Source organism: Shewanella marisflavi (assembly GCF_002215585.1).
In the GTDB taxonomy this organism is placed as follows: domain Bacteria; phylum Pseudomonadota; class Gammaproteobacteria; order Enterobacterales; family Shewanellaceae; genus Shewanella; species Shewanella marisflavi.
In genome coordinates this window covers 1,629,837-1,642,103 of record NZ_CP022272.1, presented here as the reverse complement: position 1 = coordinate 1,642,103, position 12,267 = coordinate 1,629,837, and the positions used below count along the sequence as shown (strand labels likewise).

The 12,267-nt window shown below is 51.6% G+C and carries 9 protein-coding genes; 7 read left to right on the top strand and 2 right to left on the bottom strand.

All coding sequences use genetic code 11. From position 1 onward, the window contains the following. The first annotated feature begins 74 nt into the window (after positions 1-74). Positions 75-686, top strand: a complete 612-nt coding sequence (locus tag CFF01_RS07195) for a hypothetical protein (RefSeq protein ID WP_088904350.1) — start codon at positions 75-77, stop codon at positions 684-686. Between the two features lie 658 nt (positions 687-1,344). Here CFF01_RS07195 and fadJ read toward each other — a convergent pair. Further along, entirely contained in the window at positions 1,345-3,465 is a 2,121-nt protein-coding gene (fadJ, locus tag CFF01_RS07180; RefSeq protein ID WP_088904349.1) for a fatty acid oxidation complex subunit alpha FadJ, read from the bottom strand. Between the two features lie 4 nt (positions 3,466-3,469). After that, on the bottom strand, positions 3,470-4,780 hold the full coding sequence (gene fadI / locus CFF01_RS07175; protein WP_033537737.1) for an acetyl-CoA C-acyltransferase FadI: 1,311 nt from the start codon (positions 4,778-4,780) through the stop codon (positions 3,470-3,472). 410 nt (positions 4,781-5,190) lie between these two features. Here fadI and CFF01_RS07170 point away from each other — a divergent pair, with 410 nt between their 5' ends. The 6 genes from CFF01_RS07170 to CFF01_RS07145 are packed head-to-tail and all read left to right on the top strand — an operon-like array spanning position 5,191 to position 12,224. After that, positions 5,191-6,147 carry an AAA family ATPase gene (locus CFF01_RS07170; protein ID WP_088904348.1) on the top strand — a complete coding sequence of 319 codons (957 nt, stop codon included), beginning with the start codon at positions 5,191-5,193 and terminating at the stop codon, positions 6,145-6,147. After that, on the top strand, positions 6,147-7,076 hold the full coding sequence (locus CFF01_RS07165) for a DUF58 domain-containing protein (RefSeq protein WP_088904347.1): 930 nt from the start codon (positions 6,147-6,149) through the stop codon (positions 7,074-7,076). Before CFF01_RS07170 ends, CFF01_RS07165 begins: the two co-directional genes overlap by 1 nt. Then, positions 7,077-7,571 carry a DUF4381 domain-containing protein gene (locus tag CFF01_RS07160; protein ID WP_088904346.1) on the top strand — a complete coding sequence of 165 codons (495 nt, stop codon included), beginning with the start codon at positions 7,077-7,079 and terminating at the stop codon, positions 7,569-7,571. Further along, entirely contained in the window at positions 7,559-8,563 is a 1,005-nt protein-coding gene (locus tag CFF01_RS07155; RefSeq protein ID WP_088904345.1) for a vWA domain-containing protein, read from the top strand. Before CFF01_RS07160 ends, CFF01_RS07155 begins: the two co-directional genes overlap by 13 nt. Beyond that, the gene (locus CFF01_RS07150; RefSeq protein ID WP_088904344.1) at positions 8,560-10,599 is read left to right on the top strand and encodes a vWA domain-containing protein; all 2,040 of its coding nucleotides are present in this window, start codon (positions 8,560-8,562) and stop codon (positions 10,597-10,599) included. The genes CFF01_RS07155 and CFF01_RS07150 overlap by 4 nt, the downstream gene beginning before the upstream one ends. Beyond that, positions 10,593-12,224 (top strand): BatD family protein, encoded by a 1,632-nt coding sequence (locus tag CFF01_RS07145; protein ID WP_088904343.1) that lies wholly within the window; start codon positions 10,593-10,595, stop codon positions 12,222-12,224. The genes CFF01_RS07150 and CFF01_RS07145 overlap by 7 nt, the downstream gene beginning before the upstream one ends. Positions 12,225-12,267: the final 43 nt, after the last annotated feature.

Genomic DNA, 12,267 nt, shown 5'->3' with positions numbered 1-12,267 from the left:
CAACATATCTCTCAGAAACCAACAGTGAACAAATATTTGACACTGAACTTCAACAACCCTGAGAGATTAAGACAATGATTAACGGACTAGTTACTGCCATCGCTTTAGCATTTAGTTGTTCTACAGCTAATATAAATACTTCTTTAGAGAATTGTAACCTACACGAAACTCTTCAGGGATCACCAAACATCAAGTTCAAGCCTGTTGAACTCGCTGGTTCACCAAACATCAAGTTTAAGCCTGTTGAACTCGCTGGTTCACCAAACATCAAGTTTAAGCCCGTTGAACTCGCTGGTTCACCAAACATCAAGTTTAAGCCTGTTGAACTCGCTGGTTCACCAAACATCAAGTTTAAGCCTGTTGAACTCGCTGGTTCACCAAACATCAAGTTTAAGCCTGTTGAACTCGCTGGTTCACCAAACATCAAGTTTAAGCCTGTTGAACTCGCTGGTTCACCAAACATCAAGTTTAAGCCCGTTGAACTCGCTGGTTCACCAAACATCAAGTTTAAGCCTGTTGAACTCGCTGGTTCACCAAACATCAAGTTTAAGCCTGTTGAACTCGCTGGTTCACCAAACATCAAGTTTAAGCCTGTTGAACTCGCTGGTTCACCAAACATCAAGTTTAAGCCTGTTGAACTCGCTGGTTCACCAAACATCAAATTCATCAACTCAGCCGTTGCTTAAGTCTTAAGGAGAATGATTATGTTAGATTCATTGAAAAAAGCTCTTGGACTTACTCACAAACCAGAGCGAAAGAAGGTACAGCTACCTGAAGGCCTAAATCACCTAGAAGTGATCCCTGCTAAAGGTTGGTGGAATTAATTGAATTTCACCCTCTTAGTAAAACCAGACACATAAAAAAGGAGCTATCAAGAGCTCCTTTTTTGATCCTGCGATATTCCACTAGCGATAATCTCAATGGACTTTATCCGCACTTGGTAAAACCGGTTGGGCTATAAAGCAGAATAGCGAAGCCATCACACTTTAATCGCGACGCTATGCCTACCCTGCACTCGCTTTAGCGCGAAACGCTTGTGGGTACTCAGTAGCGGATAAGCAACAGGCCCTAACACAAGCCCTAAGACGGCCCAACGCTTTACCCCTAGACCAGCTCGAAATGCCAGGTTTCCCATCGCCAGACTGCTCACAGTCAACACACTAAGAATAAGTACCATCACAGAAAATACCTCAAAACAACCGCGCTAAAGAAACTGAAAATCGCAAAAATGAGCTGAGCATCATACCTGAACCCAACCAATATCTGAACAAAAAACAGGCAAAAAATATCCTAGGGCAAAAAAAATGCGGCATCATGTTGCCGCATTGTTAAATTCAAAATTAATTAATCGTAAAACTTAGCACCAGATTCGGCCATCTCGACTAATCGGTCACAAGGCGTAAAACGATCACCAAACTCACTTTGGTAACGCTTTAATGTCTCAACCAAGTGTTTCGCACCTAACGAGTCCATGTAACGGAAAGGGCCACCTAAGAATGGTGGGAATCCGATACCAAAAATCGCACCGATATCACCGTCTCTTGGCGAGGCAATGATCCCCTCTTCCAGACAACGAACCGCCTCGTTAAGCATCTGCATGACACAACGCTCGGCAACTGCTCTTGGTTCTTTATCTGTACCAGGAGTTAGTCCAAGCACACCATAGACACTTTCATCGACCAGTTTCTTCTTCGCTTTGTTACCATATTGGTAGAAGCCCTTGCCATTCTTACGCCCCTTACGATCGTCAGCGAGTAGCTTGTCAAAGGCAGCTGGCGCCTTAAAGCGCTCACCAAGCTCTTTTTCAAGAATGGGCGAGATCTTAGCTCCCACATCGATACCCACTTCGTCAAGCAAGGTCATGGGGCCTACAGGGAAACCAAACTTCACCAGCGCTTTATCGAGATGTTCGACACTCTGCCCCTCTAACAACAGATTCGCCGCCTCATTCATGTAGAGCGCCAAAATACGATTAACGTAGAAGCCAGCACCATCTTTCACCACGATTGGCGTCTTACCCTGTTTACGGGCAAAGGCCACAGTAGTTGCAATGGTCCGAGGCGAAGTTTTCTCATGGGCAATGACCTCAACCAGTGGCATCTTTTCTACTGGTGAGAAATAGTGCAAACCAATCACATTTTCAGGACGCTCAGCAGCCTCGGCGATCTGTTTGATCGGCAGTGAGGAGGTATTCGAGGCGAAAATAGTATGTTCGCCACATTCACGCTCAACATCCTTCACCATCTGATGTTTTAGATTGAGATCTTCAAATACCGCTTCCACCACCATATCCGCATCTTTGATGCCTTTATATTCGGTGGTCGTGGTCATCAGCGCCATCAGGTTATCCCGTACAGCCGGTGTCATATGGCGACGCTTAACCCCTTTGGCCAGCAACTTATAGGCATAAGCGAGCGCATTGCTCAAACCCGTTTCGCTGATATCTTTCACCCGCACAGGGATCTTGGCCTTAGTGGTAGTGACAGAAGCGATTCCGCCGCCCATCAAACCACCGCCCAATACCATCACCTTCTTGACGGCCTTAGGCGATACATCACCGGCGCCAGATTCTTTCTTCATCTCTGTGGTCGCAAAGAAGATGCTTCTCAAGGCTTCAGACTCGCTAGAAACCACCAGATCGCCAAAATGCTGAGCTTCCACCTCAAGGCCTTTCACCATATCTTTGGTCATGCCTTGGCGTACACAGTCGATGATCTTCTCTGGCGCAGGATAGTTACCCTGGGTCTTCTTGTTAACCTGCTTAAGTGCCTGATCGAAGATGATGTTACGCCCCACAGGCGTGCCCTCTAACAGCTTCTCAACCAAAGAGACCTTACGCTTCTTAGCCGGACGTGCTCCAGCCAGTGCCATCTCGACTGCCGTTTGCAGTAAAATAGACTCGGGCACCACATCATCTACCAAGCCTAATTTCAGGGCCTGCTTGGGTCTTAGCTGTTTGCCGGTCAGCATCATATCTAACGCCTTGGCAATGCCTACCAAACGCGGCAGACGCTGGGTTCCACCGCCACCTGGCAACAAGCCAAGCTGAACTTCAGGCAGACCTAACATGGTCTTGTTGCTATCACTGCAGACACGTTGATGACAGGCAAGCGCCAGCTCAAGACCACCGCCGAGGCAGGCACCATTTATGGCCGCAACCACAGGAATGGTTAACGACTCAAGCGCGAAAAACACCTCATGGCCCTGCTTGGATAACTCGCGTGCATCGCCTGCTGTGCTGCAGGCATCAAGCATGGAAATATCGGCACCTGCAACAAATGAGTCTTTCTTACCCGAGATAATCACCACACCGCGGATACTGGCATCGCTCTTAATCTCGGCCAACATCTCACAGATCTCAGGACCAAACTCGGCCCTCAAGGTATTCATGGTCTCACCCGGCACATCCATGGTCAGCACAGCGATGCCGCTATCGAGACGACTTAATGTAAAACTCTTTTCCATGAGATCACTCCACTTCTACTATCATTGCTGCACCTAAACCACCTGCCGCACAAGCCGTTGCCAGGCCAGTACCGCCGCCACGTCGTTTTAGCTCACGACATACCTGAGTGATCAAACGGGTTCCCGTTGCCGCAAAGGGATGGCCATAGGCCAATGAGCCGCCTAAAACGTTAAACTTAGTCATATCGATGTCGCCAATGGCGCGGTCGCGGCCAAGCTTCTCTTTGGCAAACTTCTTCGAGGCAAACATCTGCATGTTGGCGAGCGTCTGCGCCGCAAAGGCCTCATGCATCTCGATTAAAGTCAGATCTTCAAGCTCCATACCGGCACGTTTCAGTGCCAGTGGCGTTGCATAGGAAGGCCCCATCAACATATCCTGCCACACATCGATGGCGCTAAAGGCATAGCTCTTGATATAGCCGATAGGCTCATAGCCGAGCGCCTTTGCGCGGCTCTCGCTCATCAGTAGTACCGCCGAAGCACCATCGGTTAGCGGCGTACTGTTAGCTGCAGTTACCGAACCGTGCTTGCGATCGAATGCCGGGCGCAACTTAGCGTAGGAATCCAGAGAAGAGTTCTCACGAATGTTATTGTCTCTATCGATAAAGGACTTATAAGGCGGCACATGAGCCACCATCACTTCATCACGTAGATGGCCTGAATCCCAGGTCTCTGTCGCTAGGGTATGAGAGCGGTGCGCCAGCGCATCCTGATCGGCGCGGCTAATATTGTAGGTCTTTGCCATCTGCTCGGCAGTCTGTCCCATAGACAATCCGGTCGAGTATTCGGCAACCGCAGGGGGAACGGGTAAAAGATCTTTGAGCCCTAGACGGCGGATAATTGACCATTTCTGCCCTAAACTGCGGGCCTTATTCAGATCCACCAGGGCGTGGGCTAACTTCTTTGATACACCAATGGGCAGTACAGACGAAGAGTCCGCACCGCCGGCAATGCCTATCTCGATGTTGCCCGTCATGATGGATTCGGCCACATTGACCGTTGACTGAAAACTGGTAGCACAGGCGCGTGTTACGCTGTAAGCGTCGGTAGAGACGTCCATGCCAGTCCCTAACACTATCTCGCGGGCGATGTTAGGCGCTGCAGGCATCTGCACCACCTGACCATAAACAAGCTGCTCAATTTCTTTCGGGTCTAATTCACTGCGAGACAAGAGTTCATTAACCACCATCTTGCCCATATCCAGCGCCGACACCCCATGAAAAGCGGTCGCCTGCTTAGCGAAAGGGGTTCTTAGCCCCATCACTATCGCGATGCGATCACCCTTCGCATTCCTTACTTGCTGTAATTCACTCATCTTTTGCCCTCGTGACGCGTCTGATAGAAACGCTTCTATTAACGCCGTTATTATTCTTCCCTACCCCGTTGTTCTCTTTTTGTAACAGCTTCACAACAGGTCAGACCATCAAAGTGTGATCTGATTCTAACTTCTTATTTCAAGGTTTTAAACACCCGTTTGGTTTTTAAACAACAAATATCGAAAAAGATGTTGATTAACAATGTTTAATAAATGCGAATTTTGCGGCTAACTCTGGTTTAAATCCCCGTTTAAGCATGTTAACTTAATTTGCTGAATGGAAATTGGCACAGCCCAATCCTAGCAGGCCCTCTGCTTAAGTCATGGAGTGCGATAAACCATTTACCACTGAATTTTTTACTCAACACGCTGTCTACAGCTCACACAATTAAATAATACCGAGTAGCATCATGCCGTTAAGTCGATTTCATGCATTACGTGAATACCTGGATAAAGTGATCCTGGGTCAACCCACTCTTACCGAAAACTTACTGATCGCACTGATTGCCGATGGTCACTTATTGGTTGAAGGCCCACCAGGCCTAGCCAAAACCCGAGCGGTTAAAGCGTTAAGCGATGGCGTTGAGGGTGACTTCCACCGTATTCAATTTACCCCGGATCTGCTGCCGGCCGATCTGACCGGCACCGATATCTATCGCGCCCAAACGGCTACTTTCGAATTTGAAGCCGGCCCTATCTTTCACAACTTGATTTTGGCTGATGAGATCAACCGCGCCCCGGCAAAGGTGCAATCAGCTTTACTTGAAGCCATGGCCGAAGGCCAGGTCACTGTGGGTAAACAAAGCTATAAACTGCCTAAGCTGTTTCTGGTGATGGCAACCCAAAACCCACTGGAAAACGAGGGTACCTATCCCCTACCAGAAGCCCAGCTGGACCGCTTCTTAATGCACCTGAATTTGGATTATCCGAGTGCTGAAACCGAATTTGAGATCATGCGCTTATCACGTAGTGAAGCCATTACTCAGCAGCTTCCTAAGGTAGCGCCTATCGCCCAGGACGAAGTCTTCGCCGCCCGAAAAGCGGCATTGGATATCTATCTGGCCGAGCCGCTGGAGCAATATATCGTCAATATCGTGATGGCCACCCGACAACCACAGCAATATAGCGATCAGCTCGCCAACTGGCTGGAGTATGGCGTCAGCCCCAGGGCAACGATTTCCATCGAGCGCTGTGCCCGTGCCCGCGCTTGGTTGATGGAGCGCGACTTTGTCTCGCCTGAAGATATTCAAGCCGTAGTCCCTAATGTGCTACGCCACCGTCTGCTGCTGAGCTATCAGGCGCAGGCAGAAGGCGTAAGTGCCGATCAGGTGATCGACCATATCCTTAGTCAGGTTGCGGTGCCTTAATGGAACAGAATGCTTTACCCCTGTTTGCCGATGGTGTGTCGCTCAATCAAAAAGAGCTGCTAGCCTGCCAAAATCTGGCCAGAGCCCTGCCCGAACGCAGAACCAAGGCGCGAGCCGCATTGGCCGGACACAGAGCCAGCAGCATCAAGGGACGCGGGATGGAGTTTGCCGAGGTGCGCCATTACCAGAGCGGTGATGATGTGCGCACTATAGACTGGCGGGTCACTGCCAGAACCGGCAAGGCCCATACCAAGTTGTTTGTCGAGGAGCGTGAACGTCCGGTGCTGTTACTGCTGGATCTCAGCCACAGCCTCTATTTCGGCTCAAGCTTAATGCTGCAGTCGGTTCAGGCCGCCCATCTGGCCGCCACCCTTGGCTGGGCCGCGGTAGGCCATGGCGATCGCTTAGGCGCGCTGATTGCCAGCGAGGCAGAACACCTAGAGCTTAAGCCCCGCAGCAGACAAACCGGCATGTTGGCGTTAATCTCGGCCGTAGAAAAGGTACATCAACACCAGTTGGCCCAGATGGCCAACCCGGCCAAACAGCCAGACCATATATTCAGTGCCTGCCAGCGACTCAGACGCATTGCCAAACCTGGCTCACTCATCTGGATCATCAGTGATGGCAGTCATTTTAATCCGCAATGCTTAGGGCCTTTGAGTGAGCTAAAACGCCATTGCGACATTGGGGCGTTTTTAATCACTGACCCACTCAGACAAGGCACACTGAAACTGCCATCTCAGTTTCAGTTTCCTGTCAGAGATGGCGGTAAGGAGCTGATGCTAGATAGACGCAGCTACAACGCCTGGCTCGCTCAGCAACAGACACAGCAACAAGGATTTATCACCATGATGAATCAGATCAACGCACGCCCGAGAACCATAAGTGCGGCGCAGCCCTTAAATCAGCAGATGGGAGCCTTGAGGTAGATGCAAGTGGCTCCGCAATCCGGCCTGGCTGCAATGCAGGATATTATTACCCCAGATCCTATCGGGCTATGGCCCCTCGCCTACGGCTACTACTTGCTGGCACTTTTGCTACTGTTAGTCGTTTGTGGCCTTGTTATCTATCTTAAGCGCAGACGTAAACACCTAGCCGCCAAACGTGAGGCCTTAAAGCTGCTCAGTCAACTTGAGGCAAGCGATCCCCAGCTGCCCCATAGCGTTAACGCCTTGCTTAAACGCAGCGCCATGAGTTACTTGCCGCGGGAGCAGGTCGCCTCTTTGCAAGGAGCAGCTTGGTATGACTGGCTTAAAAAGCAGGTACCCGGCATAGACCCTCACTTGGCTACCTTGCTAGAAAAACGCTTCCAGTCAGCAGAGCTATCCGCTGATGAGGCATCGCAATTACTCGCGGGCGCTCAAGCCTGGCTGCAACAGGCCCTCCCCCTAAAACAGAGCAAGGAGGCGCCATGTTCACGCTAGCCTGGCCCTGGTTAATACTCCTGCTCCCTTTGCCGCTGATCTTTGCCCGCAGCAAACAAACCGCTCAGGTCAAGGGTGGCCAACTGCAACTGCCAGGCGTCGCAGACACCCGCGCCATAGGTCAACACAGCGCCAATCCCAGCGCCCGCTGGCCCTACTGGCTACTCTGGTCGCTGCTGGTTATCGCCGTTGCCCGCCCGCTCTGGGTTGGTGATGCCATAGAGCTGCCCAGTAAAGGCCGGGATCTTATGCTGGCGGTGGATCTGTCAGGCAGTATGCAGATTGAAGATATGGTGCTTGAGGGCAAGACGGTCGACAGATTTACCATGGTGCAAGAGGTGATGAGCGAGTTTATCGAGCGCCGTAAGGGCGATAAGCTTGGGCTGATCCTGTTTGCCGATCACGCCTACCTACAAGCGCCCCTCACACAAGACAGACGCTCGGTTGCTCAGTTTCTCACCGAGGCCCAGATTGGCCTAGTAGGTAAACAGACGGCCATTGGTGAAGCCATCGCTCTGGCAGTTAAACGCTTCGACAAGGCGCAGCAGAGTAATCGCGTATTGATTCTGCTGACCGATGGTTCCAATAACTCTGGCAGTATCACTCCAGAGCAAGCCGCCGATATCGCCGCTAAGCGCGGCATCACTATCTACACTATTGGCGTGGGCGCCGAGGTGTTGGAACGTCGAACCCTATTCGGTAAAGAGCGGGTCAATCCGTCGATGGATCTTGACGAAGACCAGCTCACCCTGCTGGCGCAAAAAACCAATGGCCGCTATTTCAGGGCACGCAATTCAGACGAGTTGCAGGGGATCTACCAAGAGATAGATAAGCTCGAACCTACCGACAGCGATCAGCTCAGTTATCGCCCCCAAGCCGAGCTCTTCTTTTACCCCTTAGCCTTGGCTATGCTGATCAGTGTATTGATAATGTTAACCCGCCTTGCTGCCGTGCAGGCTTTAGTTCAACGCTTCCCCCGGAGAGGCTCATGATCCATTTTCTCCGCCCCGAATGGCTTTTAGCCCTTATTCCACTCGCGCTATTGCTCTGGCAACTTAAACGCCAGCAATATCAGGCCTCAAGCTGGAATCGTTATATCGCGCCTCATCTGGCCAAAGTATTGGTCAGCGGTCAGGCGACCACAAAAAAAGGTCAATTAGGTCTCATCAGCTTCATCTGGCTGGTCGGGATCCTGGCGCTGTCCGGCCCGGCGCTGACCAAGCAAAACCTGCCGGTTTTTGAGTCAAACCTTGGCAGGGTGATAGTGATGGATATGTCACTTTCCATGTATGCGACCGATCTGGCGCCCAACCGTCTAACACAGGCAAAATTTAAGGCGACGGATCTGATCAAGAGCCTTAAAGAGGGCGAAACCGGCCTGGTCGCCTATGCCGGGGACGCCTTTACCATCAGCCCACTCACGCGGGATAAGGCCACCTTACTTAACCTGCTACCCACCCTCTCACCTGAGATCATGCCGGTATTGGGTTCTAATCTGCCCGCTGCGATAAGTCAGGCCAAGCAATTACTACTGCAGGGCGGTCATCTCAAAGGCGAGATTATCTTAGTGACTGACGGGATCAACCCTGAGCAGATTAGTGACACTAAATCGCTATTGGCAGACAGCCAGTATCGCCTGTCGATAATGGCAATGGGCACAACTCAGGGCGCAGCCATCCGCTTGCCCGATGGGCAATTAATGCGGGATAATAGCGATCAGGTGGTGGTAAGCAAAACGAATCTCAATCAGCTTGGCACCTTGGCCAACCACAGTGGTGGTGAGCTATTTAGCTATCGCGCCGATGGCCAAGACCTCGAATCCCTCATTGATAGCCTAAGCCAGGAGACAGATGCTAAGGCCTCTGAGCTCGAAGGAGAAACCTGGCAAGATCTTGGCCCTTATCTCACCTTGCTTTTGCTGCTCCCTGTCCTGCTGAGTTTCAGGCAGGCGTTCGCGGCGATTGCCTGTTTTCTGGTATTAGCGCCGAGCCCTCAGGCACAGGCCATCAGCTGGCAACACCCTTTCAGCACGGACGATCAACGCGCCATGCAGGCCTATCAGGCAGACCAGCATCAGCAGGCTGCTGAGCTGTTTAACTCGCCCCAATGGAAAGCCTCAGCGCTCTATAAAAGTGGTGACTATCAGCAGGCGCTGGCGCTATTCGAGCAAGATGATTCCGCCAATGGCTTATACAATCAGGGCAATAGCCTGATGCAGCTCAATGACCTCGACAAGGCGATTGAGCGTTATCAGCAGGCACTGGATAAAGATCCTCAGCTGACCCAGGCCAAGCAAAACCTTGAGCTGGCTAAGCAGCTCAAAGAGCAACACACACAAGATGGAGACGGTCAAGAGCAATCTGATCAGGATGAGAGTCAACAGGACGCTCAACAGGAAAAGTCTCAGCAAGAGCAATCTGAGCAAAATGCTGATCAAGATAATGGTGAGCAAGGCAATGCTAGCCAAGACGGCGCTGGTCAAGACAACGCAGGCCAAGACAGTCAAGGACAAGACAGCCAAGGACAAGAGAGCGAGCAGCAGGCAAACCAAAATAGTGAGCCATCTCAATCTAGTGACGGCAATTCATCCGAGCAGGCCGACTCTGAGCAAGATAAATCAGCTAAGAAGAATCAGGAAAGCTCATCTCAAGACAATGAAAATCAGTCTGGCGAGCAGCAGTCATCGTCATCGCCAAATAATGATGCGCAAATGAGTGCCGATCCCGAGCAAGCGGACAAGTCAGGGCTAGCCGCTCAAGAGCATCAAGCTGAAAGCGAGCGGTCGAATGCTCAAGCCGATATGGCACAGGGCAACCCCAGCGAGTCAGATGAACAAGGTGAGACAGACGCTCAAACCAACGCCGCCATGAGCAATGTCATCGCCCCCGAGGAGCTGCCACCTGAGATGCAACGCGCCCTCACCGGGGTGATTGACGATCCTCAGGTGCTGCTGCGCAACAAGATGCAACTGGAATATCAAAAACGCCGCCGTCAAGGCGCGACCATAAAGGACAATCAACAGTGGTAATACGACACCTTTTGACCTTAGCCTGTGTGGCACTTTGTTTATCGACCCCAGCCTATGCATTGACCAAGGTAGAAACCTCGGTAGACAGAAACCCGGCGATTCAGGGCGAATACCTGGTGCTCAGCATCAAGGCCGATGACGATGTGGACAATGCCAGTCTGGATACCAGCGCCCTGTTGAAAGACTTTATTGTCGGACGCACCAGCGTCAGTCGCAGTACCCAGATCATGAACTTCGATGCCAGTAAAGAAACTCGCTGGCAGATCCTCCTGGCGCCTAAAAAGACCGGCACAATAGTGATCCCGGCGATGACCATAGACAACATCAGCTCAGACCCTATCAATCTCAAGGTGGTGGCGCCGGGTAGCCAACCCGAGCAGATGAAAAACCTCTTTATTCGCAGCAACGTCTCCACCGAAACTGCCTATGTGGGTCAGTTGATCACCTATAAGGTTAAGCTCTACCTGGGCGTCGAGTTGCAGCGAGGTGTACTCAGCGCGCCCAATGTCGAGGGGGCCCAGCTCAAGCAGCTAGGCGATGATGTCGATGGCCATGAGATCATCGATGGCAGACGCTACCGAGTGATCGAACGAACCTATAGCCTGATCGCCGACAAGCCCGGCAACCTGTCACTCTCGGGCGCGAGCTTTTCAGGTGATGTGTTAGTGGAGTCCTCCCGTCGCGGCGGCATGTTCTCTTTTAACGAAAGTCGCCCCATGCAGGCCAAAGCCGCCCCGAGCGAAATAACCGTATTACCTATCCCCGATAGCTATCAGGGCGACTGGCTGGCAAGCGATCTTGTAGTGCTAAAAGAAGATTGGCCGCAAGATCAAGAGTTTCAAGTTGGCGTACCTATTACCCGCAACATCAGCCTATTAGCATCCAACGCCGACGACACTAGCTTACCCGAGATAGCACTGGCACTGCCCGATACCTTTAAAAGCTATCCTGAGAAGCCACAGCGCAAAACCTATGTGCGCGAAAAACAGGTGGTGGCGCAGCTCAACCAGACTACGGCGATTGTGCCGACACAACCCGGTAGTTATACCCTGCCTGAGATCCGCATCCCTTGGTGGAATACCCACACTCGTAAACAGGAGTATGCCACCCTGCCGGCTCGCACACTCCTCGTCGCCCCTGCCAATAACGCACCGGCGCCAAGCCAGGTGAGCTTAGTCAACCAAAGCGCCGATTCGGCCAGCTTCTGGCCCTATGTGAGCGCGGCGCTGGCACTGGCGTGGTTAGCCAGCCTACTGCTTTGGTATCGCCACTACCAAAGTTACCGTCAAGGCAAGGGAGCGATTGAGCCAGCAGCAGCTGCAGCTTCCAAACCATCGTCAGCATTAAACCAATTTGAAAATGCCTGCCGCGCAGGTCGCAGCGGTGAGGCCTTGGTTGCCCTGCAACAATATATGAGCCAACTTGCTGGTAAACCACTGAGTCTGTCTGACATCGCGGCGCAATATCCTCAACTTGCCGAGGCTATAGCGGCTATTCAGCGTCAAGGTTATAGTCCTGCCGGTACTGAGTTTGACGCCGAAAACGTGATCAAACAGGTGAGGAATGTACCTGCAGCAACCCAAACAAGCACACAATCTGCCTTGAGTCCGTTAAATCCGCTCTAACAACTTGCCTCTGGTGCGCCAATAGCGTTAACGTAGTCGAAAC